Raw genomic sequence first — 25,194 nt, 5'->3', positions numbered from 1 at the left:
TTTGTTATGCAAAAACATCTTTCAAATTTAACACTTTCTCCTGCACAAGTATTACAAAAACTACAACAGCTTCATGGCATTATCTTTCTACAAGATCATGGTAAACCCGTTATTTCATTTTTGCCTGAAAAGTACTGGTTAGAACATGATGGAAGCTTTTATTTCAACAGACAAAATGATTTTTCTTATGTGCTGGACTCAAACAACGTTCAAGATCATCCTTTAAAGCTTATTCAACTGGACCAACACCATAAAAACAAACCCCAAAAAAACGGTTTCAATGGTGGGTGGATGGGCTTTATTGGTTATGATTATGCATCGCAACAAGCTATTGACTATCCGCAACATCAACAGCCTGCAGCATATTTAGGTTTATATCACTCATATTTAAAATACGAAAACCATCAATGGATTTTTTACAGTACAGATATTCAAGCAGTTGAAATCTTAAACCTCGTAGAGCATCTCCTTGCTAGTGATTCGTCCGAAATAAATTTTAACTTAATCACATCTTGCCAAGCTGAATGGAGCAAGCAAGAGTACAGTCAAAAATTCCAAAAAGTTCAAGATTACATTCGTGCAGGCGACTGCTATCAAATTAATCTTACCCAAAAATTTTCAGCAACAGCGCAAGGACAATTACTTGCAACCGCACAAGAATTTTGGCAACTCACACATGCACCTTATGCCGGCTATCTAAAGTTAAATGACTTTGAGCTACTGAGTTGCTCACCAGAGTTATTTATTGAGTTTCATCCTAACCGTCAAATAACAACACGTCCCATTAAAGGAACAATGCCTAGATTTTTAGATATACAAGAAGATGAAATTTCAAAACAGCGACTCAAGGACTCTGAGAAAGACCAAGCAGAAAATTTGATGATTGTAGACTTACTACGCAATGATTTAAGTGTATATGCTGAAAATGGGTCAGTAAAAACTCCAAAACTTTTTGAAATTGAGAGTTTTAAACAAGTACACCATATGGTCAGTGAAATTCATGCAACGTTAACAATAGAGACCTCTCCCTTAAATATGCTCCTCACCGCCTTGCCTGGTGGCTCTATTACGGGTGCACCTAAAATTAGAGCCATGGAAATTATTGAAGAATTAGAACAAAAACCACGTGGAGCATATTGTGGCTCACTCGGTTACTTTAATCTAGATGGAACAGGTTGTTGGAATATTCTTATACGCTCTATTCAGAAATACAAAGAATCACTGTCAATTTGGGCCGGCGGTGGAATCACCATTGCATCAGATGAGGAAGCTGAGTACCAAGAATGCTTTGATAAAGTGAATGCCATGCTTGAGCTGATCAATACTTATCACTCAATATAACGCTCTTGCTGTATCAATGCATTTTGAATAGTTGCCTGCTCTTCAGATGATAGACGACTCACATAGTTATTATAAAATAGCTCGCGATGATTCAAAATAATTTGTGTTAACTCTTTCGAATAAAAGGGTTGATTCAACAAATCTCGCCATGCCAAATAAGCATGATGGTATTCACCCAACTGAATACCTAAGCTTAACACCTGATAGTCAATCCCATAATTTAAGATACGTGTTTCGAGTGCAGTGGCATGCTTTTCTATTTTCTTTTGTTTTGCAAGTAAAGCAAAGTCATAAGCAACATGGTATTCATTACGCTCAGTGTATAAAAGGCTCAACTCGTACAGACATTCTAAATACAATGGTTCAACATTACACCCTTTCAACCAAACTACAATGGCCTCATCAAATGCTTGCTGTTCTTTATAAATCGATCCTAAATGACGACAGGCTAAGTAGGTTTCTAACGTATTGGAAGACCGATTTGCATATTCAATTCTTTGTTTAAACCAAAAAATCGCTTGAGTAATATCGTTATAGCTATAATACGATGTTGCTGCATAATAAGCATATCTGGCTTTTAAAAGAAGATCTTCATTTTCATTTTCAAATGCCTGAGTGAGCATTTGTGCATCTTTTAAATATTTTTGCGGATCTTGGCTCCTCGCACCGAAATGACCGGTTTGAATATAATAATCGCCTTGTATTTCAATTTCAGACAGTTGATCTTGTATATTTATAATACTCTCGTGTAGTACACCCACCCATTTCACAATATTATTATTTTTAAATAATATTTTACGCGTATAAAAAAACTCTCTATCTGCACTTTTAAACGTAACATGATAAATATCATCAGTTAAAGGCTGAGGTAGTCTAAACTCACCATGAAATCGATCATCGGCATCAAAGACAATTACATAGTCTGCTTTTCCGTCACACAAACTCAGTGCCAAGTTGCGATTATGTGCAAAATCTTTCCAAGTATGCTCATGTACCTCACCTTGAATATGATGTGTTTTTAAATAATTTGTAATTTTATCTTGTGTACCATCGGATGAACCAGTATCACAAATAACAACATAATCAATTTCAATAGATGAGCGAATATTATCGAGCGTTTCTACAATAATATCCGCTTCATTTTTGACAATCATATTTAAACAAATTGTCGTTTTTTTCATATTTTTCTTCTAGTTATACAGTTTCTAAAATATCCTTTAAACTATCGACCAATCGTTTATTCTCTTCATCTGTACCAATAGTGATACGCAAAAAGTTATCAATTCTTAGCTTATTGAAATAACGTACAATAACACCTTGTTCTCGTAGCTTTTCGGCCAAGATATTTGCTTTTTCGTGCTGATGCGAGGTAAAAATAAAGTTTGCTTTAGATGGTAAAACATTAAAATCTAATATTTTTAAATCAGCAATTAACTTTTCACGACTTTCAATCACTTTATTACAATGTGCTTCGAAATAAGGCTGATCTTCAAAAGAAGCCACCGCAGCAGCAATCGCTAAACGATCAATTGGATATGAGTTAAAACTATTTTTTACTGTTTCTAACGCTGCAATTAAATGTGGTTGTGCAATCGCATAACCTACCCTTAAACCTGCTAATGAACGAGATTTCGACGTCGTTTGGCAAACTACAAGATTTTCATAATGCGCTACCAAGGAAACTGCTGATTCAGCACCAAAATCTACATAGGCCTCATCAATCACAACCACACGGTTTGGATGGTCTTTTAAAAGCTTCTCAATTTCACTTAATGGCAATGCAATACTCGTAGGCGCATTAGGATTTGTGATTATGATCCCACCATTAGGTTGTTGATAATCTCGAATATCAATTTCAAAATATTCATTTAAAGGAATGACTTTTGTTTGAGTATTAAAAAATTGACTATATACAGGGTAAAAACTGTAAGTAATATCCGAATATAATACCGGTTCTTCCTGCTGAAAGAATGCCTTAAAAATATGTGCCAAAACCTCATCTGATCCATTACCTACAAATATATGATCAGCTTGAATTTTTTGCTGTTGTGCAATCGCTTCTTTTAGAACACTTGCATCAGGATCTGGATATAAACGTAGTACATCAGCCTGATTAGATAACTGTTTTTCTAAAGCTTCTACCACTTTTGGTGAAGGTGGATATGGATTTTCATTTGTATTTAATTTTAAAAGATTTTGAATCTTAGGTTGTTCGCCAGGTACATAAGGTTCTAGCTCACGAACTTCAGGACTCCAAAAACGCATTTTTTCATTGGTTATGGTCATTTAACTTCATCTCAGATTGAGGTGGTCTTAAAGACCACCTTATTATTCTTATTTATATCGGTAACGTGCTGAACGTGCATGCGCATCTAAATTTTCTTCTTGTGCCAGAATATCTGCAACTTTTGCGAGTGGTTTTACCCCTTCTTCCGAGCACATAATCAAGCTAGAACGTTTTTGAAAATCATACACACCGAGTGGTGAAGAGAAACGTGCCGTACCTGAAGTAGGTAAAACATGATTTGGCCCTGCACAATAATCACCAATCGCTTCTGGCGTATATCTTCCCATGAAGATCGCACCTGCATGACGAATTTCTTCACTCATCGCTTGAGCTTCATCTAAGCATAACTCTAAATGCTCAGGTGCAACTTGATTAATTAATTCAATTGCTTCCGCTCTGTCTTTAACCAGTATAAGCGCACCACGATTTTCAATAGAAGTACGTGCAATTTCAGCCTTTGGTAATTCAGCCAAATGTGACTCAATTGCTTGAGCAACCGCTTCTAGAAAATTTTCATCGGGAGTAATGAGAATAGCTTGGGCGACCGTATCATGCTCTGCCTGAGAGAGCACATCCATTGCAATCCATTTAGGATCATTATTTCCTTCAGCATACACCAAAATTTCAGATGGCCCTGCAATCATATCAATACCGCATTGCCCAAACACAGCACGTTTTGCGGCAGCAACAAAGCGATTTCCTGGGCCTGTAATTTTATCTACAGGTGGGATTGTTTGAGTACCATAAGCTAAAGCAGCAACAGCTTGCGCGCCACCAATAGTGAATACTCGACTTACACCTGCTAAATATGCAGCCGCAAGCACCAATGGATTTAACTCACCCTTTGGTGCGGGCACAACCATAATAATCTCTGCAACACCTGCAACATGTGCAGGAATTGCATTCATTAATACAGAAGATGGATAAGATGCTAAACCGCCTGGTACATAAATTCCAACACGATCAAGCGGTGTGACTTTTTGACCTAATGTATTACCTAGATCATCAACATAAGTCCATCCTTCTTGCTTCTGCGCTTGATGGAATGTGCGAATACGCGTTGCAGCCATTTCTAATGCTTCGCGCACTTCAACATTTAAATGATCAAATGCCGTTTTTAATTGCTCTTGCGTCAATTCAAGTTCAGAAAAATGATGCGCAGGATGTCGATCAAACTGTTGAGTCAATTTAAGAACATGCTCATCACCAAACTGACGAACATCAGCAATAATTTTATCTACAGTTGAAAGAAGCTCAGGATCGTTGACTGTTTCGAAAGCCAATAAATCCGCAAAGACCTGTTTGAAATTTTGGTCTTGAGTCGATAAACGTCGCATCAATTTACCCACAAGTTAAACAATTAAGGCTTCAGTTTAACCTTTTTAAAGTCACTTGTGGGTAAGATATCTCATTCAATTTATAAGAGTTCATAATTTTTTCTACTTACTCCTATAAATTTTCCCGATGCCAAGGCTATTTTGAAGCTACAGCCTGTTCTAATTGCTCTAAAATAGGGCTCAGTAAGTTTTGTTTACGCTTGAAGCTTGCTTTGTTCACAATTAAACGTGAAGATACCTGGCAAATTTCTTCTAATGGTTCTAGACCATTTGCACGTAAAGTATTTCCCGTATCGACAACATCTACAATGTAGTCACCTAAACCAACTAAAGGTGCAAGCTCCATAGAACCATATAATTTAATTACATCAACTTGTTCACCCAGACTTGCATAATATTGGCGTGTTAGATTGACATATTTCGTCGCAATTTTTAAACGACCTTTAGGACGTTTCATGCCTACTTTTGCTGCAGTCATTAATCGACAATTTGCAATTTTTAAATCTAATGGTTCATATACATTCTGAGCACCATGTTCCATTAGCACATCTTTCCCTGCAACGCCAATATCAGCAGCACCATTTTCTACATACGTTGGTACATCTGAAGCACGCAAAATTAAAATACGAACATGCTTATGGGTTGTTGGAAAAATTAGTTTACGAGACTTTTCAGGATCTTCTAATAGATTGATGCCTGCTGTTTCTAGCAAAGGAAGTGTTTCTTTTAGAATACGTCCCTTGCTTAATGCCAATGTCAAACCATGATCAAAATTCCCCATTACATCAAAATTTGGATCATCGTTTCTTAGGTCACTCATGATTTACTCACTTACTCGCTTAATTTGTGCGCCAAGGCCTTGAAGTTTCTCTTCAATTTTTTCATATCCACGATCAATATGATAGATACGATCCACTAAAGTTTCACCTTCAGCAGCAAGCGCAGCCAATACTAAAGAAAAAGAAGCACGTAAATCCGTTGCCATTACAGGGGCAGCTGAAAGTTTATCCACGCCAGTTACCACTGCATCATTGCCTTCCACTTGAATATTTGCACCCATACGCGAAAGCTCAGGTACGTGCATGAAACGATTCTCAAAAATTGTTTCAGAGATCGTTGCAAAACCCTTTGCAATTGTATTTACAGCCATCACTTGGGCTTGCATATCTGTCGGAAACTCAGGATGAGGTAATGTTCTAAAACTTACGGCTTTAGGACGCTTGTCTTGCATATCAAGTTCAATCCAATCCTCGCCACGAGTAACCTCAGCACCCATTTCTTCAAATTTTTCTAAAACAGATTCAAGAAGCGTTGGATCTGTATGCGTCGTTTTTATACAGCCACCTGTAATTGCTGCTGCTGCTAAATAAGACCCAGTTTCTATACGATCTGCAACAACTGCATGTTCACAGCCATTTAGATGCTCAACACCCGTAACAACTAAAGTATCTGTATCTATACCTTCAATTTTTGCACCCATTTTAACGAGCATGTGTGCTAGATCAGTAATTTCTGGTTCTTTGGCTGCGTTTCTAATTGTTGTCACACCATCTGCAAGCACAGCCGCCATTAGTATATTTTCAGTACCACCAACAGTTACCATATCAAAAATAACTTCACCACCTTTTAAGCGGCCATCAACATGCGCATTCACGTAACCATTCTCTACTTCAATAGTAGCGCCTAAAGCCTCTAAAGCTTTAAGATGTTGGTCTACAGGACGTGATCCAATTGCGCACCCTCCAGGTAAAGAAACACGTGCTGTTCCATATCTTGCAAGTAGTGGACCTAAAACTAAGATTGAAGCACGCATCGTTTTTACTAATTCATAAGGTGCGAACTGGTTATCTAAGGTAGATGTATCTGCTCTCACAAGATGGCCATTTTCATAACAGATGGTCACGCCTAATCCTGCAATAAGTTCAACGAGTGTATTCACATCTTTTAGATTAGGTACATTTGTAATCGTTATCGGAGTTTCTGCAAGAATTGTTGCAGCCAACAAAGGTAAAGCTGCATTTTTTGCGCCTGAAATACGCACTTCACCACGTAATTTCGTACCACCTTGAATAAGAAATTTATCCATTTAACTTTTATACTCCGAACATGCTAGCTTTACGCCATTCTTCTTTTGTCATTGCTTTAATTGTTACTGCATGTACCTCGCCACTTGAAATAAAACTATTCAATGGTGCATATACAAGCTGTTGACGCACAACAGGACGTTTCCCTTCAAACTGATCATCAACAACTCGTAGGTCAAACTTGCCTGCCTGTCCACTCACAACTACTTCTGCACTCGGAAATGCTTGTTTTAAAATTTCTGTGAGTTGTTCGCTATTCATTATCAAAGACCTCGCTTTGGACCTACGGCTAAAAGTCGGCTATTTTACTATAAATCTTAAAGTTAATTCATTAAGTCTCAATCATTTTGAAACAAAAAAGAGGGTTAATGGTCCCTCCTTTTTTATTCTCACATACTATATTAATACTTTCCGATCTGACGAAGATGGAATATGCAAAGATTCACGATATTTCGCTACAGTTCTTCTTGCAACATCTATACCTTCATTTTTAAGTAGATTTGCAATTGTATTATCAGAGAGAGGTTTTTGTGGGCTTTCGGCAGAAATTAGCTTTTTAATTCTTGCTCGAATTGCAGTAGACGAACATTCTCCACCCGTTGTTGTACCAACATGGCTTGAGAAAAAATATTTCAATTCAAATAAACCTTTGGGCGTTAAAATATATTTATTCGTCGTTACACGCGAAACAGTAGATTCATGTAACTCAACCTCTTCTGCTACATCTCTTAGAATTAAAGGTTTCATACCTTCATCACCATATTCTAAAAAATCTTGTTGATGTCGAATTATACAAGTAGCGACTTTTAACAAAGTTTTATGTCTTTCATCAATACTTTTAATAAAATTTTTAGCTTCCAATAATTGTGTTTTTAAGTATTGGTTATCTGCACTAGAATCTGCCCTCTTAATTAGACTAGAATAATAGCTATTCACACGTAGTTTAGGAGCGATGTCTGGATTCAACCCAACACTCCAAATATTATTTTTTTTCATCACTACTGCATCTGGAATTTGATACTCAAATTGTTTTGATTGAAAATCGATCCCTGGATAAGGCTTTAATGTTTTAATTAAATTAATTGTTTCTTTTAACTCTAAAATTGATAAGCTCGTTACTTTAAGAAGCTTTTGCAAATCATTTGTAATCAGAAACTGATAATGTTTAAGTACATTCAATGCATTTGATTTCTCTTTGATAGAATCAGGAAGTGCATTGAGTTGTATAAATAAACATTCAACCAAATTTCTAGAACCCACTGCTAAAGGATCAAGTTGCTGTATATGTTTTAAGACAACTAAAACTTCATCTTCCTCTATATTTAAATGACTTAAACCAACTTGGTCTAGTAAATGCTCTACTGATTCTACTGTTTCTTCAATAGAGATAGATAAAAAACCTTTTTCATCTAAAGCATCAATCACACAAAAGGCTATTAATTTATCGATTTTTGAAAAATTCAATAAGTTAATCTGATCTTCTAAATGTTGTTTCAGCGTCATATCTTCTGAATGTTGTTCTTGTTTATCTTCAAAGTCTCCACTCCCCAAAGCTGTTGGCTGATGAGTATAAATATCATCCCATTGCGTATCTATAGGCAAATCATCGGGAAGATAGTTCTCATTTAACTGGTCGGATAACTCAGAAGTATTTTCTATTTTCTTATCATCAACTTGTTGATCGATATGCTCTTCAACTTTTTCTAATAGTGGATTGCTATCTAATTGATTTTGAATTTCTTGCTCTAATTCAAGGCTTGACAGTTGCAATAAACGTATCGCCTGTTGTAATTGAGGTGTTAACGATAGGGAGTTCGCTACTTTTAGCCCAAGAGACAACTTCATAAACAAACCTCACTTTACTAGCAAAATCTATGCCGTTATTATTTTTTATAACACAAGATTTGTATAAATTATACGATGCAATAGTCTAAAGTGAGTATTTTTTGTATATGGCATATACCATTAGAAATTTTAAGACTATAGGGATAAAAAAAAGCCTCCTTGTGGAGGCTTTTTAGGAATTAGATGCTGGCGATGACTTACTCTCACATGGGTAACCCCACACTACCATCAGCGCTAAGAGGTTTCACTTCTGAGTTCGGGAAGGGATCAGGTGGTTCACTCTCGCTATTGTCGCCAGCATAACTTTTATGGAGAACATTGAGGTCTTAATTATTGCCTCTGTTCCACCAAATTTGGCATAACAGTTTATTCAATTGGTCTGTATTGTAACTAGGTTTATCACTAAATCAAGCTATTTGAAGAGAAATACAACTGTTTGGGTGTTGTATAGTCAAGCCTCACGAGCAATTAGTATTGGTCAGCTTCATGTATCGCTACACTTCCACATCCAACCTATCAACGTCCTAGTCTTGAACGGCTCTTTAGGTGACATAAAGTCACAGGAAATCTAATCTTGAGGTAGGCTTCCCGCTTAGATGCTTTCAGCGGTTATCCCTTCCGAACATAGCTACCCGGCGATGCGACTGGCGTCACAACCGGTACACCAGAGGTTCGTCCACTCTGGTCCTCTCGTACTAGGAGCAGATCCTCTCAAATTTCCAACGCCCATGGTAGATAGGGACCGAACTGTCTCACGACGTTCTAAACCCAGCTCGCGTACCTCTTTAAATGGCGAACAGCCATACCCTTGGGACCTGCTTCAGCCCCAGGATGAGATGAGCCGACATCGAGGTGCCAAACACCGCCGTCGATATGAACTCTTGGGCGGTATCAGCCTGTTATCCCCAGAGTACCTTTTATCCGTTGAGCGATGGCCCTTCCATACAGAACCACCGGATCACTAAGACCTACTTTCGTACCTGCTCGACTTGTTGGTCTCGCAGTTAAGCGCGCTTTTGCCTTTATACTCTACGCGTGATTTCCGACCACGCTGAGCGCACCTTCGTACTCCTCCGTTACTCTTTAGGAGGAGACCGCCCCAGTCAAACTACCCACCAGACATGGTCCTCGACCCAGATTATGGGTCAGAGTTAGAACCTCAACATTACCAGGGTGGTATTTCAAGGATGGCTCCATAGTAACTGGCGTTACTACTTCAAAGCCTCCCACCTATCCTACACAAGTAAGGTCAAAGTTCAATGTCAAGCTGCAGTAAAGGTTCACGGGGTCTTTCCGTCTAGCCACGGGTACACGGCATCTTCACCGCGATTTCGATTTCACTGAGCCTCTGCTGGAGACAGCGCCGCCATCATTATGCCATTCGTGCAGGTCGGAACTTACCCGACAAGGAATTTCGCTACCTTAGGACCGTTATAGTTACGGCCGCCGTTTACTGGGGCTTCGATCAAGAGCTTCGCTTACGCTAACCCCATCAATTAACCTTCCAGCACCGGGCAGGCATCACACCCTATACGTCCACTTTCGTGTTTGCAGAGTGCTATGTTTTTAATAAACAGTTGCAGCGGCCTGGTTTCTGCGGCTGCCGACAGCTCAGGAAGCAAGTTCCATCACCATCAGCAGCGTACCTTCTCCCGAAGTTACGGTACCATTTTGCCTAGTTCCTTCAGCAGAGTTCTCTCAAGCGCCTTGGTCTACTCGACCTGACCACCTGTGTCGGTTTCGGGTACGATTCCTGTGTAACTGAAGCTTAGAGACTTTTCTTGGAAGCATGGTATCAGCCACTTCGTAGGTAAACCTACTTGCTATCGACTCTCAGCATAGAGCACCCCGGATTTGCCTAAGATGCATGCCTACTGTCTTCCACCTGGACAACCAACGCCAGGCTGACTTAACCTTCTCCGTCCTCTCATCGCATTACACAGAAGTAATGGAATATTAACCATTTTCCCATCGACTACGCCTTTCGGCCTCGCCTTAGGGGTCGACTCACCCAGCCCCGATTAACGTTGGACTGGAACCCTTGGTCTTTCGGCGAACGGGTTTTTCACCCGTTTTATCGTTACTCACGTCAGCATTCGCACTTCTGATACCTCCAGCATGCTTCTCAACACACCTTCATCGGCTTACAGAACGCTCCCCTACCACTTACGCTAATGCGTAAATCCGCAGCTTCGGCACATAGTTTTAGCCCCGTTACATCTTCCGCGCAGGCCGACTCGACTAGTGAGCTATTACGCTTTCTTTAAAGGGTGGCTGCTTCTAAGCCAACCTCCTAGCTGTCTATGCCTTCCCACATCGTTTCCCACTTAACTATGATTTTGGGGCCTTAGCTGGCGGTCTGGATTGTTTTCCTCTTGACTACGGACGTTAGCACCCGCAGTCTGTCTCCCGGATAGTACTCATAGGTATTCGGAGTTTGCATCGGTTTGGTAAGTCGGGATGACCCCCTAGCCGAAACAGTGCTCTACCCCCTATGGTATTCGTCCGAGGCGCTACCTAAATAGCTTTCGGGGAGAACCAGCTATCACCAGGCTTGATTAGCCTTTCACCCCTATCCACAAGTCATCCCCTGGCTTTTCAACGACAGTGGGTTCGGTCCTCCAGTTAGTGTTACCCAACCTTCAACCTGCTCATGGATAGATCGCCTGGTTTCGGGTCTATACCCAGCAACTAAACGCCCTATTAAGACTCGATTTCTCTACGGCTCCCTATACGGTTAACCTCGCTACTGAATATAAGTCGCTGACCCATTATACAAAAGGTACGCAGTCACATAACAAAGTATGCTCCCACTGCTTGTATGCATGCGGTTTCAGGATCTATTTCACTCCCCTCACAGGGGTTCTTTTCGCCTTTCCCTCACGGTACTGGTTCACTATCGGTCAGTCAGGAGTATTTAGCCTTGGAGGATGGTCCCCCCATATTCAGACAAGGTTTCACGTGCCTCGCCCTACTCGATATCATTATCTAAGCCCTTTCGTGTACGGGACTATCACCCTTTATAGTCACACTTCCCAGAGTGTTCCACTAAAACTTAGATAACTTAATGGGCTGATCCGCGTTCGCTCGCCGCTACTGACGGAATCTCAATTGATTTCTTTTCCTAAGGGTACTGAGATGTTTCACTTCCCTCGTTCGCCTCAACAACCTATGTATTCAGTTATTGATACCTACCTTATGGTAAGTGGGTTCCCCCATTCAGAAATCTCCGGATCATAGGATATTTGCCGCCTCCCCGAAGCTTATCGCAGGCTATTACGTCTTTCATCGCCTCTGACTGCCAAGGCATCCACCACATGCACTTAATTACTTGACTATACAACCCCAAACAGTCGCTTACGCGAACTTCAAGGTGTACAGCTTCAATCTCATACCAAAACGCTTGATTCAGTTAATTTGCTAGTTCTCATCTCATTTCAATTTGTCTCAATCTAAATTAATTAAAATTTCAATTAAAACGCTTCAAAATGTATGAGTGAACAATTTATTTCAGACTCAAATTGAATAATCTGTTAATGATTTTACATGCCTTCGTCAGGTCATGTACCGTGATTACTCACAGAGGTTAATATCAAGGTCGCATATCTTACACAATCTTTCTACTAAGCTCTATAAGCAAATAAGCTGTTTGCTTATTTATTAGCTTAATCTTAATTAAATTGAAATATCAATCGAACTAAAATCATGGTGGAGACTAGGAGAGTCGAACTCCTGACCTCCTGCGTGCAAAGCAGGCGCTCTACCAACTAAGCTAAGTCCCCAGCTTAAAATCATTTGTGAATTGTACATTATCTTTCGTCTTTGGTGGGTCTGACAAGACTTGAACTTGTGACCCCACGCTTATCAAGCGTGTGCTCTAACCAACTGAGCTACAGACCCTCAGATAATATACCGAAGAACAACTTGTTGTGGATTCTTACCAAGTCTCACCTTTTCGTTAAGGAGGTGATCCAGCCGCAGGTTCCCCTACGGCTACCTTGTTACGACTTCACCCCAGTCATTGGCCACACCGTGGTAAACGTCCTCCCGAGGGTTAGACTATCTACTTCTGGTGCAACAAACTCCCATGGTGTGACGGGCGGTGTGTACAAGGCCCGGGAACGTATTCACCGCGGCATTCTGATCCGCGATTACTAGCGATTCCGACTTCATGGAGTCGAGTTGCAGACTCCAATCCGGACTACGATCGGCTTTTTGAGATTAGCATCACATCGCTGTGTAGCAACCCTCTGTACCGACCATTGTAGCACGTGTGTAGCCCTGGCCGTAAGGGCCATGATGACTTGACGTCGTCCCCGCCTTCCTCCAGTTTGTCACTGGCAGTATCCTTAAAGTTCCCATCCGAAATGCTGGCAAGTAAGGAAAAGGGTTGCGCTCGTTGCGGGACTTAACCCAACATCTCACGACACGAGCTGACGACAGCCATGCAGCACCTGTATCTAAGTTCCCGAAGGCACCAATCTATCTCTAGAAAGTTCTTAGTATGTCAAGGCCAGGTAAGGTTCTTCGCGTTGCATCGAATTAAACCACATGCTCCACCGCTTGTGCGGGCCCCCGTCAATTCATTTGAGTTTTAGTCTTGCGACCGTACTCCCCAGGCGGTCTACTTATCGCGTTAGCTGCGCCACTAAGTCCTCAAAGGACCCAACGGCTAGTAGACATCGTTTACGGCATGGACTACCAGGGTATCTAATCCTGTTTGCTCCCCATGCTTTCGCACCTCAGTGTCAGTATTAGGCCAGAAGGCTGCCTTCGCCATCGGTATTCCTCCAGATCTCTACGCATTTCACCGCTACACCTGGAATTCTACCTTCCTCTCCTATACTCTAGCCATCCAGTATCGAATGCAATTCCCAAGTTAAGCTCGGGGATTTCACATTTGACTTAAATGGCCACCTACGCGCGCTTTACGCCCAGTAATTCCGATTAACGCTTGCACCCTCTGTATTACCGCGGCTGCTGGCACAGAGTTAGCCGGTGCTTATTCTGCGAGTAACGTCCACTTAGCCTAGATATTAGCTAGGTAAGCCTCCTCCTCGCTTAAAGTGCTTTACAACCATAAGGCCTTCTTCACACACGCGGCATGGCTGGATCAGGCTTGCGCCCATTGTCCAATATTCCCCACTGCTGCCTCCCGTAGGAGTCTGGGCCGTGTCTCAGTCCCAGTGTGGCGGATCATCCTCTCAAACCCGCTACAGATCGTCGCCTTGGTAGGCCTTTACCCCACCAACTAGCTAATCCGACTTAGGCTCATCTATTAGCGCAAGGTCCGAAGATCCCCTGCTTTCCCCGTAGGGCGTATGCGGTATTAGCGCTCCTTTCGGAACGTTGTCCCCCACTAATAGGCAGATTCCTAAGTATTACTCACCCGTCCGCCGCTAGGTCCAGTAGCAAGCTACCTTCCCCGCTCGACTTGCATGTGTTAAGCCTGCCGCCAGCGTTCAATCTGAGCCATGATCAAACTCTTCAGTTAAAATCATTAATTCCTTAAGGGAATCAATCTGGCTCATTAATCACTAGCAAAAATATTCGCTCTCAAATAAATCTTCGAGTAAATTTCTACTTTTAATCAATGAATCTTAAATATATTCAGTGATCACTCAGTAAAAATCCACACAAGTTGTTCTTCAATTCTATTAATGATTCGCATCACTGATTCGTCATCAGCAAGCTAGGTCGGCTATATTACTCTCTTTTTAAAGAAAGTCAACTGCAATCTGAAAGTTTTTTATCCCCTTCATCAAACTCTAACCTCAATCAATCTAAGAACTAAATCTCAAACCAATCAACTAAGTTATTGTTTATCAAGAAGTTTCTTTCAACATCACCGCCGATGGATACGCATTATAGACCAATCAATTCCAAACACAACCCCCTAAGCCATTTTATTTCTATTTTATTTGTCAATAGAACGTTAAATAATCAAATTTAACTTTTTTGGTTTATTTTATATTCTCTTTTATGTTTTTACCCAAAGATTGTTTGGCTTGTTATACACTACGTCCATGTTTATCGCATCGTTCAGGAATATATATGCGTCATAAATCTTATAAATTGTGGACATCTTTATTTATATCTATAACAACATCTTCAGTTGCTTTAGCGGAAACTAATATTCAGTCTTCCCATGTGGAAGATTCTAAGAATATCTCTACAGAGCTTCATCATTTGTCAAATAAATTAAAAGTTGATGCAAATGCTGCTCAACCAGATGATGTAAAAGACCCTTTTGAAGGTTTTAATCGTAAGGTATATGTATTTAATGATTTTCTAGATACACACTTTTTACGTCCTGTTGCTGTTCAATATAGTTTAAAAGTACCAGAAACCGTTCGTGGTTCTTATTCACAGTTTAGAAGTAACTTAAATGAGCCTTGGAATGCAGTTAATCAGACAATTCAATGGAAACCGTGGGTTGCTTTAAAAACCTTAGGCCGTTTTGCTTTTAATTCACTAACCACTTTAGGTTTAGCAGATCCTGCAACACGACTTAACTTAAATAATAATGATGAAAGTCTTGGAACTACTTTAGGTTATTACGGAGTTCCATCTGGACCTTATCTAATGTTGCCATTTTTTGGTCCGAGTACTTTAAGAGATGGTATTGGTCTTGTAGCAGATCGACAAGCTAAATTACAACGTTATATTTTTGAAGATTCAGATCAACTCTATTGGTCAGATGCAGTTCTTGGCGCAATTGATACCAGAAGTTCTCTTTTACAATTAGATAGTACCCTGCAAGGTGATAAATATGCAGCGATCAGAGATCTTTACTTACAGCGTAAAAAATTCTTAATTAGTGAAAAGCAAGGGAAAGCAGACCAAGATGTTTCTTTTGTGAGTGATGACAGTGATACAAATAGTGCTCAATAAGATGCATAAATTTTATATAGAGTCTGTATGATAGGTAATATGTAGAGATAATATTTCTACAATACCTATCTTTTTTATTATTATTTGGGCATATAATTTTCTTTATTATGTACTTTATACAACCTACTCGCACAGTATCACATTTAGAAAGTGTTCTTGATGCACTGCCTGATGTGCAGATGATTCATGTTGATGAAATATCTCAACATGACGAGAATATTCTGGCTATTGCTGATGTACAAGACTTTTTAAATTATCGTTGGAGCTTTCCAACGATTGTGATTGCCTATGAGCATGAAGGGTCTGCATTGGCAGAAGCCTGGCAAGCAGGTGCTTTAGCTGGGTGGGTATGGCATAAGATTCCTAAAGATCCGATTAAACAATTAATTAAGATTGATGCTCAATATAAGAGAAATCAAGACAGTCGAGACCTTCCTTCCGCCGCTGTATTACAAAAAAAACTTCTCCCCGATGACATCTCAATACCTAACTATAAAATAGAATCTTTTTTCAAACCTTCAGCCTATCTTTCAGGAGATTGGTATGATTATTGGAAGATTAATGATCAAGAAGTCATGTTTTATTTAGCAGATGTATCTGGTCACGGCGTTGCCAGTAGCTTACTCACTTCATGGATGGCTGCGTTTCATGGACGTTCAAAAAAACCAAGATCATTAATTAAAAAACTCAATGGAATGTTGGTTCAAGAGAATATTGAAAAGCACATTACAATGATCACAGGGGTGTTAAATTTTGAAACACATAAATTACGTTGGTCGAGTGCAGGACATTACCCTCCGGCAATTTTATTTAATGAAAATGAACCACCAATTATTCTAAATACCAGTAGCTTTCCTTTAGGTTTAACTGAAGATTTAGAAGTAGAAGAATTCGAATGTACTTTATCAAAAAATGCAAGATTTATGGTGTGCTCTGACGGTGCTTTAGAACCTTTTGAAGGTGGTTTGAATGATCAGTTTCACCAATTAATTGAACATTTAAAGAATCAAACCTTTCAAGCACCAGAACATGTAGCAGACGATATTGCAATATTAAGCATTCGTCGCAAGAAATAAAGTTATTGTAAATCAGCAAGATAATTTTATAGCTTTTTACTTTAGTCGACCGCCCTATTGAGTATAACAATGGGCTATGGGATAATTGACTAATCCTTCTCAAGAAATGGCATATATATGTCAACAGGTCATGTTGAATATGCAAGTTTGAATGGTACGCACTTCTTTAAAATTATTGGCGAAGTTCGTGCGCAATCTTGTATAAGTCTAGACAAGTTATTGGGTAAGATTGAAAAACAGTCTACTAATATCGTCAGTGCAGTCGTAGATTTAACCCAAACTACGTTTATCGATAGTACTGTGCTTGGTATTTTGGCTAAACTCGGGTTAAAGTTAAAGCAAATGCATAATATCCAAAGTGTCATGCTGTCGACGAATCCTGATATTACAACCCTTGCCAATAGCATGGGGCTAGGTCAAGTTTTTGCTATCTTAACATGTAGCGAAGAGACAAAAGTGTGTACCAAAGTTCTCCCAGACGAAGAAACCACACAAAAGAAAATGTTAACTACTGTCCTTGATGCCCACAAAACGCTCTGCAAACTAAACCAAAGTAATCACAATATTTTTGAACCACTTGTAAAACAACTTGAAAAAGAAAAAGAGCAAGAAAAAGTGTAATCAGTTTTTCTTTTTCTACTAAAGCTTACTCCCACTTCCTACGATCATTTTAATGGTCGTAGGCGTAACAATTTAATTTCAATACCTATACTAAATTTTGATTTAAAATAAACTAAATTTTCAGATATATTAAAAATAGAAAGCTCTCATTTTTGTAAATAAATACCATTCTTTTTGATTCATGTTATGTAACAATATCTACTCTTCTAAAATATATTTTATGATCAAATAAATGGGCTTCAGAAAATTAAAAGGAAATCTTGTGCCGGTCATTTTAGATGAAGCTGAAGTAGAGACGCCAAACATCCATTGGTGGGGTGAATATGAGTTTGAACTTAACCAAGCACGTACTTGGCAGTTTGGATCGTTGCTTCTACGTATTACACGTCATGCACAAGAATGGCGTATGGAATATCACCGTCCTATAAGACAGCAAGATGACGAACAAAGTTGGGGTGAAATTTTAGATCCAGAATTTCCTTTACCCGAACCCACGCATGTTGAACGCTACATGTTTAGGAAAACCCAAAATAAATTTCAATTAATGCCTAGATTGGCCGATCATTCCGTGGTTATACGCCCAATTGAACCCATTTACATTCCTGCTGGTCAAAAAGGGCTACTGTATATTAGTACGCCTTTATGGGTCGTTGGTTTTTCTGAGGGACATAAAGAGTCACTTTTTGATATTCCTGTCATTCAGCCTAAAGAAACGTGGTTTGGTCCAGACACGAGAACAGGTGAATTATGTTATGCAACTGAAGTAAATGGGCGTACCGAACTCGAAAGATTAAAACCTAAAGCATTTAGAGCAGTGACACCAATTGTGTTTCACAATACAAGTCATGAGCTATTAAGGTTAGATCGTATGAATGTACCTATGGTGGCCTTACCGCTTTTTTATAGTGAAAGTACGAACCGTTTATGGACATCACACATTAAAGTAGTTCATGACTCATCCGACCGACCACCTCGTATTAAAATAGAAAATAGAACACCTCCCCGTGCAGGAGAAGTGACTTATATGCATGCACCACGATCACCTGGTGGAGTTTTATTCAATATGTTCGACTCTTTCTTTTAGGATATCTCATGGATAAAACTCAGATCCCTCAAGATATTGTACTTAGCCTTAAAGCTATTTTTACAGCAATTAACTTAGATAGAATTGGTGAGCTGTTTATTGCTGCCATTTTAGGTCTTATTGGATTCGTCACAGCACGTTTAATTTCCAATACATTTATTCGCACCATTGGTTTACGATTTAATGCACATCAAAGAATGGTCTGGCGAAGAGGTATTTTTTATACTATTTTTGTTTTCTTTATTATCGCTGCATTAAAGGAAGCCGGTTTTAAGGTAAGTGTATTCTTAGGTGCGGCAGGTATATTAACAGTTGCCCTTGGTTTTGCATCTCAAACATCTGCAACCAACCTTATTAGTGGACTTTTCTTGATTGGAGAGGGTTCATTTGAAATTGGTGATGTTATTCAAATGTCTTTACTGCGCGGCCAAATTATTGAGGGTGAAGTAATATCTATTGATCTACTCTCAGTAAAATTACTCACAATGGATAATACTTATATTCGTGTTCCAAATGAGCAACTGATTCGAACTCCTGTCTATAATCTTTCTAAGTATCCGATTCGGCGAATTCCCGTCACGCTTCCAGTGACATTTCATGAAGATCTCTCCAAAGTTAGAAGAGTACTTACGCAAACTGCACAATATCACACCTTAATTTTAGATGATCCAAAACCGCATGTTGCCGTAACAGAGTTTGCAGAGTCCTCTATTGAATTAACGTTTACCGTATGGTGTCATCAGTCACATTATGTACAAGTCAAAGATGAAATTTTAGAACGCATTCGCAACAGTTTCATCGACAATCATATTGAAATTCCTGTACCTAAAATGGACTTTGTAAACGAAGATTTAAAACCTTCTTCTAAAAACTTCAGAGATGATCAATAGAGAACCCTGTATAGTTTCTTATTTTCACGTAAAATATAAGAAGATTTTATTAAGGAAGTGATGATGCCACCTTTTGTTTTGGTTGATGGGTCTTATTTTTTATTTCGAGCATACCATGCTATTCCCCCTCTCACGACATCGACTGGATTGCATACCAATGCAGTGCGAGGAGCAGTTGCTGCGATTCAAAAACTAATGCGCCGTATAGAACCAACACATATGGCCGTAATTTTCGATACACCTGAGCCAACTTTCAGACATCTCCTCTCTCCAATTTATAAGGGTGATCGCCCTGCAATGCCAGATGATTTATCTGAACAAATTCCATATCTACATGCATTAATTCGTGCATTAGGAATACCATTGTACTCCCTGCCTGGTGCTGAAGCTGACGATGTCATTGGTACATTAACCAAGCGCGCAGAAAAAGAAGGACACCATGTCCTCATTTCTACTGGCGACAAAGACATGGCACAACTTGTTAATGAGCGCGTAAAACTGGAAGATAGCTTTAAAGAGCGTGTACTTGATGTAGACGGCGTATTCGAAAAATTTGGCGTATGGCCTCATCAAATTATCGACTATTTAACACTTATGGGCGATGCTTCAGATGGTATCTTAGGTGTACCAGGTGTTGGTGCTAAAACGGCAGCGAAATTATTAAATGAATATGACTGTTTGGGTCGAATTTTAGAAAATGTAGATAATATCAAAGGTCGCGTAGGTAAAAACCTCAAAGAACATGTAGATACAATTGCAATTGACCATCAGCTTGCGAGTATTGTTTGTGATCTAGATCTTTCTTTAGAGTGGGATGATCTTAAACTCCAACATCCAAATACAGATGAGTTACGTAAACTCTACACCGAGTTAGAGTTTCGTAATCAGCTACAGTCACTCGATCATCCAAATAATCCGAATAGTAAAGTTTATAAACAAAATAGTCAGGCTGTCATTCAACAAGATGCCAATACTGTTCAAAACAATATGGATGAAGCTACCTCAACCAGTCAAGATGATCAGTTAGGACAAGCAACTTACCATACTGTATTAAATGGTGAAGATTGGAATCACCTATTTCAACGAATGCAAAGTGCTAAAAAATTCGCTATTGATACAGAAACAACACACCTTGACTATCGTTTTGCAGAGATGGTGGGCTTTTCAATTGCATTTGATGCAAAAGATGCTTATTACGTACCTTTTGTTCATGATTATGATGGTGCACCTATACAGCTGAATAGAGAAGATATCCTAGCTCAGATTAAACCCATTATTGAAAATCCCAACATTCAAAAAATTGGACATCATTTAAAGTATGATGCACATATTTTTTCAAATCATGGGATTCATCTTCAAGGTTGGTATTTCGATACCATGCTAGCGTCCTATGTTTTAAATGCAACAGCAACACGCCATGGTATGGATGATGTAGCACGTTTATATTTGAGTCACTTAAATACAACGTTTGAAGAAATTGCTGGCAAAGGTGCAAAACAAAAAACGTTTAACCAAATTGATCTTGCAGTTGCTGGACATTATGCTGCAGAGGATGCTCACGTAACTTTCCGTCTATATGAAGTATTAAATGAAAAACTACAAGACTCTCCAGAACTGCTAAACATCTTGCATAACGTAGAAATGCCAGTTGCTTCAATACTTACTCAAATGGAAGAAATTGGCATTCAGCTTGACCCAGCCTTCTTGGGCAAATTAAGTGATGAATTCTCACTAACCATGCAAACCCTAGAAGCAAAAGCCACAGAAATTGCTGGTGAATCTTTTAACATTGCATCACCTAAACAAGTAGGTGAAATTATCTTTGATAAATTAGGTGTTAAAGGTGGGAAGAAAACTGCTTCAGGTCAATACAGCACAAGTGAAAGTGTATTAGAAAAACTTGAGCATCCAATTGCTGAAATGATTTTAGAATATCGTGGTCTGGCTAAACTGAAAAGTACCTATACGGATCGTTTGGTTGAACAAGCCAACGTTGATACCATGCGAGTACATACAAGCTATCATCAAGCCAATACTGCAACAGGCCGTCTCTCTTCATCTGATCCAAATCTACAAAATATTCCAATTCGTGGAGAAATCGGACGACAAATTCGTAAGGCTTTTATAGCACCTCAAGGTAAAATTATTCTTGCTGCCGATTACTCACAAATTGAGCTGCGTCTTATGGCTCACTTTTCACAAGATGCAGCACTCATTGATGCATTTAATCATGGACAAGACATTCACCAACGTACAGCAGCAGAAGTTCTAGGAATTGCTTTACAAGATGTAACATCTGACCAACGTCGTCAAGCTAAAGCCGTGAACTTTGGTTTACTTTATGGCATGTCAGAGTTTGGACTAATTCGTCAACTTGGGTTCACACGTGAAGAATCTCGTGAATACATTAAACAGTATTTCCAACGCTATCCTGGCATCTACGAATATATGCAGAGCACAAGACAAGTCGCTCTAGATCAAGGTTTTGTTGAAACTGTCTTAGGTCGCCGTCTATATACACCTGATATTAATGCAAGAAATATGATGGTAAGAAAAGCAGCAGAACGAGCAGCAATTAATGCCCCATTGCAAGGAAGTGCAGCCGATATTATTAAACTCGCAATGATTGAAGTTGATAAAAAAATTCCAAAAGAGCAAGCATCACTATTGCTACAAGTTCACGATGAGTTGGTATTTGAGGCAGATGAGAAGTATGCAGATCAGCTCATTCCTCAAATTCAAGAAGTCATGTCATCTGTGCTTTCCCTGTCTGTCCCTCTAGATGTTGAAGTCGGTCGAGGTATAAACTGGGACGAAGCCCACTAAGGAAAAAGGGCTTTTATGCAACAAAATATTGCACAAATAATCATCTACTATCAAATGTGTTAGGATGACACATATAGTATTTATGATTAGGTACTATAAGCTCAGCCTTGAACTTAAGTAACTTGTTGAAGATACCTCCAGTCAATAAGTTATTCTTTCAAGATCTTTTCTTAAGCTACTTAAGAAAAGATCTTTTTTTATGTGAGCTCAATAATATCGACTGTCGGTCTTACACGGAACCGAAAAGGTACACCAACCATACCTGTTCCCACAGTTACATACACATTTGCATGAAGATGATGATAAAGCCCTCTTTTATGGCCCATAATTGAAGCCTTTTTCATCATATAACTGGTTAACCAAGGCAACTCCACCTGCCCACCATGTGTATGTCCCGCCAACATAAGCGGTTTAGTTGGAAGCTTAGGTACCATTTCCACAGTATCTGGATTATGCGAAACAATAACCCATGGTTTATCTTGTGGTAAATCTGGCATGAAACACATATCGGTTTTACCTGCCCACAAGTCCCCTACACCTAGTAATCTAAAATGATCAAATTCAACAATTTTTCCCTCAATATCCATAATATGATTACTTTCTAATGCATGATTCAATAACTCTTGAATGGGTGGCCCTGGATATTCTTCATCATGGTTACCTAACACTGAATATACAGGTACATCAATCTGTTTAAGAATTGATAATTCCTCTGCAAGTGTATTTTCAGGTTCATATGTCCAGTCGCCTGCCACCACGACAATATCAGGACGCTCTTTATTAATAATTTTAACAATCGTTTCCAATTGCTTCTCATGTCCTGAAAAAAGACCAATATGTAAGTCGGCAATTAAAGCAATTTTAAATGGTTGGCAAAAAGGGTGCTGGCTATCTAATTGATATGAGGTATGTTTTGTACGTAACCAATTCGGCTCAATAAAACGAGCATAAATAAAAATAATACTTAATAATCCTAAAATACCAGCAGTTACCGCAGAAACACGGCCATAGAGATATGCCGTACAAATAAAGACTAAAAAAGGTATGAAAAGATAAGATTGATAGAAAATTAATAAGTGTATAAATGCTTTAAAGGGATGGATCGTTTCTGTTTTTGATTGACTTTTCCATGACTGTAACGTCGCCCACAACGCAACGATAAAAAAAATGATATAAAAAAAATTAAAAATTGAATTAGAATCCAACATATATACTCTCAGATCAGCTCAGTTTAAGAGCTTATCGCTATCATGAACCGATCCACACGTGATAACTATTAACATTATGCCAAAACAAAGAGAAAAATATCGAATTTACTTGGACGCCATAAACACTAAGGCCTATGGGGTCTTAACTCTTAGTTTTGGTATACTCTTTGGTCTTCATGGATGCAGCACACTTCCACCATTAAATGCACCGAAACCCACGTATAGTACAGATTTCGATACCTCAAAAACTGCACTTTCACACCTCATTACACCATTAAAACAACAAAACCAAGGCCTCACTGGCTACCATGTGCTGTTTGACCCACTAGAAGCAATTGCTGCACGCTTAAGTCTTATTAATAAGGCTCAAAAAACTTTAGATATTCAGTACTATATTTGGGATAACGACAAAATTGGTGCACTCGCATTATACGATATTATTCAAGCTGCAGACCGTGGTGTTAAAGTTCGCTTACTTATAGATGACAATAATGCTAAGAAAATGGAGGGTATTTTTTTAGCGCTCGATCAACATGTAAATATTCAAGTTAAACTCTACAACCCTTATAAATATCGTAATTTCAGACCTCTAGATATGGTACTCGACTTAAAAAGAATTAATCGGCGTATGCATATTAAAAGTTTTATTGTAGATAACCAAATTGCATTAATTGGTGGTCGCAATATGAGTAACCAATACTATTTTACCAGTGATAACTATCAGTTTTCAGATATCGATATCTTATTGGTTGGACAGTCTGTAGATCAGATTAATCATTCTTTTGATGACTATTGGAATGACAGTTATGCCTATCCAATTAGACAACTCGTAAACCCACGTCAGCATTTGCTGCGTTATGACAGTTTAAAAAAACAGCTTACTGAACACTATAAACGTGTTTCTGTACAAGATTATCTGAATTTAGCCAACCATTCAGATGCATTTGATCATTGGCTTTACCATGATTTGAGGTTAGATTGGGTAAAAGCAGATGTAGTGAGTGATGCGCCGAGTAAAATTCATGGAACTGCAAAACCAAATGAGTTTTTACAGCAACAATTAAGCCAATACCTAAAACAGCCTAAAAAACATTTAGATATTGTTTCTGCTTATTTTGTACCAGAAAAAAAGGGAACAGATTTTCTAAATCAACTTTCTAATAACGGAGTTCAAGTTCGTATTCTGACAAATTCTTTTAAAGCAAATGACGTTTGGCTCGTTCACGCATTTTATTCTAAGTATAGAGAAGCTCTATTAAAAAACGGCGTACAGCTTTATGAGTTTTTACCTACATTAAGCTATAAAGAACTCAAACCTTACACCAAGAATTTATCCAGAGAAGCTAAAATTAGTTTAAAAAGTTTAAGTCGTTCTAGCCTCCATGCAAAAATGATGGCTGTTGATGATCAAGTATTTATAGGCTCTTTCAATTTAGATCCACGCTCAAGTCAACTGAACTCGGAGATTGGTGTGCTTCTCAATAGCCCAGCGCTTGCCGACGAAATTCATCAAACATTATCGGAAAATATTGATGCTTATAGCTATCAATTACAGCTTACCCCAGATAATAAAATTACTTGGACGAAAAAACTTTCTACAGGTGGCACTGTCACTTTTGATAAAGAACCAAAAATGACGTGGTGGCAACACAATGGTCTACAACTCATTTCATGGTTGCCACTAGAAGGAATGATGTAACA

16 protein-coding genes, 2 tRNA genes and 3 rRNA genes are annotated in these 25,194 nt (G+C 38.9%); 8 read left to right on the top strand and 13 right to left on the bottom strand.

Features of this window, described 5'->3' with window-relative positions:
* The first annotated feature begins 6 nt into the window (after positions 1 to 6).
* Complete coding sequence (gene pabB / locus OZX61_RS02575; protein ID WP_277095230.1) at positions 7 to 1,341, top strand: aminodeoxychorismate synthase component I; 1,335 nt, start codon at positions 7 to 9, stop codon at positions 1,339 to 1,341.
* Here the strand turns inward: pabB and OZX61_RS02570 are convergent.
* The 12 genes from OZX61_RS02570 to OZX61_RS02515 form a co-directional block, all read right to left on the bottom strand.
* On the bottom strand, positions 1,329 to 2,522 hold the full coding sequence (locus OZX61_RS02570; RefSeq protein WP_277095229.1) for a glycosyltransferase: 1,194 nt from the start codon (positions 2,520 to 2,522) through the stop codon (positions 1,329 to 1,331). The genes pabB and OZX61_RS02570 overlap by 13 nt on opposite strands.
* Positions 2,523 to 2,535: 13 nt before the next feature.
* Positions 2,536 to 3,627 (bottom strand): histidinol-phosphate transaminase, encoded by a 1,092-nt coding sequence (hisC, locus tag OZX61_RS02565; protein ID WP_277095228.1) that lies wholly within the window; start codon positions 3,625 to 3,627, stop codon positions 2,536 to 2,538.
* Positions 3,628 to 3,675: 48 nt separating this feature from the next.
* Positions 3,676 to 4,977 carry a histidinol dehydrogenase gene (hisD, locus tag OZX61_RS02560; protein WP_277095227.1) on the bottom strand — a complete coding sequence of 434 codons (1,302 nt, stop codon included), beginning with the start codon at positions 4,975 to 4,977 and terminating at the stop codon, positions 3,676 to 3,678.
* Between the two features lie 124 nt (positions 4,978 to 5,101).
* Positions 5,102 to 5,785, bottom strand: coding sequence for an ATP phosphoribosyltransferase (hisG, locus tag OZX61_RS02555; protein WP_277095226.1), 684 nt, complete (start codon positions 5,783 to 5,785; stop codon positions 5,102 to 5,104).
* Positions 5,786 to 5,788: 3 nt separating this feature from the next.
* The gene (gene murA / locus OZX61_RS02550) at positions 5,789 to 7,051 is read right to left on the bottom strand and encodes a UDP-N-acetylglucosamine 1-carboxyvinyltransferase (protein WP_195772560.1); all 1,263 of its coding nucleotides are present in this window, start codon (positions 7,049 to 7,051) and stop codon (positions 5,789 to 5,791) included.
* A 7-nt stretch (positions 7,052 to 7,058) separates the two neighbouring features.
* Complete coding sequence (gene ibaG, locus OZX61_RS02545; protein ID WP_195772561.1) at positions 7,059 to 7,310, bottom strand: BolA family iron metabolism protein IbaG; 252 nt, start codon at positions 7,308 to 7,310, stop codon at positions 7,059 to 7,061.
* A gap of 135 nt (positions 7,311 to 7,445) precedes the next feature.
* Entirely contained in the window at positions 7,446 to 8,894 is a 1,449-nt protein-coding gene (locus OZX61_RS02540) for an RNA polymerase factor sigma-54 (protein ID WP_277095225.1), read from the bottom strand.
* Between the two features lie 184 nt (positions 8,895 to 9,078).
* Positions 9,079 to 9,193: ribosomal RNA gene (rrf, locus tag OZX61_RS02535) — 5S ribosomal RNA — on the bottom strand.
* Between the two features lie 148 nt (positions 9,194 to 9,341).
* Positions 9,342 to 12,231, bottom strand: a 23S ribosomal RNA gene (locus OZX61_RS02530).
* 369 nt (positions 12,232 to 12,600) lie between these two features.
* Positions 12,601 to 12,676 (bottom strand) — tRNA-Ala (locus OZX61_RS02525).
* 41 nt (positions 12,677 to 12,717) lie between these two features.
* Positions 12,718 to 12,794: transfer RNA gene (locus OZX61_RS02520), tRNA-Ile, on the bottom strand.
* A gap of 59 nt (positions 12,795 to 12,853) precedes the next feature.
* Positions 12,854 to 14,388: ribosomal RNA gene (locus tag OZX61_RS02515) — 16S ribosomal RNA — on the bottom strand.
* Together the 16S, 23S and 5S rRNA genes with 2 tRNA genes alongside form the textbook arrangement of a ribosomal RNA operon.
* Before the next feature lie 560 nt (positions 14,389 to 14,948).
* Here OZX61_RS02515 and OZX61_RS02510 point away from each other — a divergent pair.
* The 6 genes from OZX61_RS02510 (at position 14,949) to polA (ending at position 22,285) form a co-directional block, all read left to right on the top strand.
* Positions 14,949 to 15,788: a VacJ family lipoprotein gene (locus tag OZX61_RS02510; RefSeq protein ID WP_195772933.1), complete on the top strand. Its 840-nt coding sequence runs from the start codon at positions 14,949 to 14,951 to the stop codon at positions 15,786 to 15,788.
* A gap of 107 nt (positions 15,789 to 15,895) precedes the next feature.
* Positions 15,896 to 16,864, top strand: coding sequence for an RsbU family protein phosphatase GigA (gigA, locus tag OZX61_RS02505; protein WP_195772932.1), 969 nt, complete (start codon positions 15,896 to 15,898; stop codon positions 16,862 to 16,864).
* Between the two features lie 117 nt (positions 16,865 to 16,981).
* Positions 16,982 to 17,485: an anti-anti-sigma factor GigB gene (gene gigB / locus OZX61_RS02500; RefSeq protein ID WP_195772931.1), complete on the top strand. Its 504-nt coding sequence runs from the start codon at positions 16,982 to 16,984 to the stop codon at positions 17,483 to 17,485.
* Between the two features lie 262 nt (positions 17,486 to 17,747).
* The gene (locus tag OZX61_RS02495; protein WP_277095224.1) at positions 17,748 to 18,569 is read left to right on the top strand and encodes a hypothetical protein; all 822 of its coding nucleotides are present in this window, start codon (positions 17,748 to 17,750) and stop codon (positions 18,567 to 18,569) included.
* 8 nt (positions 18,570 to 18,577) lie between these two features.
* Positions 18,578 to 19,459: a mechanosensitive ion channel family protein gene (locus tag OZX61_RS02490; protein WP_195772929.1), complete on the top strand. Its 882-nt coding sequence runs from the start codon at positions 18,578 to 18,580 to the stop codon at positions 19,457 to 19,459.
* A gap of 63 nt (positions 19,460 to 19,522) precedes the next feature.
* Complete coding sequence (gene polA, locus OZX61_RS02485) at positions 19,523 to 22,285, top strand: DNA polymerase I (protein ID WP_277095223.1); 2,763 nt, start codon at positions 19,523 to 19,525, stop codon at positions 22,283 to 22,285.
* Between the two features lie 197 nt (positions 22,286 to 22,482).
* On the opposite strand, the gene OZX61_RS02480 is transcribed toward polA, so the two are convergent.
* Positions 22,483 to 23,493 carry a metallophosphoesterase gene (locus OZX61_RS02480; protein WP_277095222.1) on the bottom strand — a complete coding sequence of 337 codons (1,011 nt, stop codon included), beginning with the start codon at positions 23,491 to 23,493 and terminating at the stop codon, positions 22,483 to 22,485.
* Between the two features lie 76 nt (positions 23,494 to 23,569).
* On the opposite strand from OZX61_RS02480, the gene OZX61_RS02475 reads away from it, so the two are divergent.
* A complete protein-coding gene (locus OZX61_RS02475; protein WP_277095614.1) occupies positions 23,570 to 25,192 on the top strand; it encodes a phospholipase D family protein in 1,623 nt (540 codons plus the stop codon).
* The last annotated feature ends 2 nt before the right edge of the window (positions 25,193 to 25,194 follow it).

It is taken from the genome of Acinetobacter sp. ESL0695, from assembly GCF_029392135.1.
Lineage (GTDB): Bacteria > Pseudomonadota > Gammaproteobacteria > Pseudomonadales > Moraxellaceae > Acinetobacter > Acinetobacter pollinis.
This window is presented reverse-complemented; position numbering and strand designations above follow the sequence as displayed.

Excerpts from the sequence above, each read along its gene's own strand:
- murA (WP_195772560.1), bottom strand. The coding sequence starts at position 7,051 with ATGGATAAATTTCTTATTCAAGGTGGTACGAAATTACGTGGTGAAGTG.
- pabB (WP_277095230.1), top strand. The coding sequence starts at position 7 with ATGCAAAAACATCTTTCAAATTTAACACTTTCTCCTGCACAAGTATTA.
- OZX61_RS02540 (WP_277095225.1), bottom strand. The coding sequence starts at position 8,894 with ATGAAGTTGTCTCTTGGGCTAAAAGTAGCGAACTCCCTATCGTTAACA.
- OZX61_RS02510 (WP_195772933.1), top strand. The coding sequence starts at position 14,949 with ATGCGTCATAAATCTTATAAATTGTGGACATCTTTATTTATATCTATA.
- OZX61_RS02570 (WP_277095229.1), bottom strand. The coding sequence starts at position 2,522 with ATGAAAAAAACGACAATTTGTTTAAATATGATTGTCAAAAATGAAGCG.
- OZX61_RS02475 (WP_277095614.1), top strand. The coding sequence starts at position 23,570 with ATGCCAAAACAAAGAGAAAAATATCGAATTTACTTGGACGCCATAAAC.
- hisG (WP_277095226.1), bottom strand. The coding sequence starts at position 5,785 with ATGAGTGACCTAAGAAACGATGATCCAAATTTTGATGTAATGGGGAAT.
- polA (WP_277095223.1), top strand. The coding sequence starts at position 19,523 with ATGCCACCTTTTGTTTTGGTTGATGGGTCTTATTTTTTATTTCGAGCA.
- gigB (WP_195772931.1), top strand. The coding sequence starts at position 16,982 with ATGTCAACAGGTCATGTTGAATATGCAAGTTTGAATGGTACGCACTTC.
- OZX61_RS02480 (WP_277095222.1), bottom strand. The coding sequence starts at position 23,493 with ATGTTGGATTCTAATTCAATTTTTAATTTTTTTTATATCATTTTTTTT.
- hisC (WP_277095228.1), bottom strand. The coding sequence starts at position 3,627 with ATGACCATAACCAATGAAAAAATGCGTTTTTGGAGTCCTGAAGTTCGT.
- ibaG (WP_195772561.1), bottom strand. The coding sequence starts at position 7,310 with ATGAATAGCGAACAACTCACAGAAATTTTAAAACAAGCATTTCCGAGT.
- gigA (WP_195772932.1), top strand. The coding sequence starts at position 15,896 with ATGTACTTTATACAACCTACTCGCACAGTATCACATTTAGAAAGTGTT.
- OZX61_RS02490 (WP_195772929.1), top strand. The coding sequence starts at position 18,578 with ATGGATAAAACTCAGATCCCTCAAGATATTGTACTTAGCCTTAAAGCT.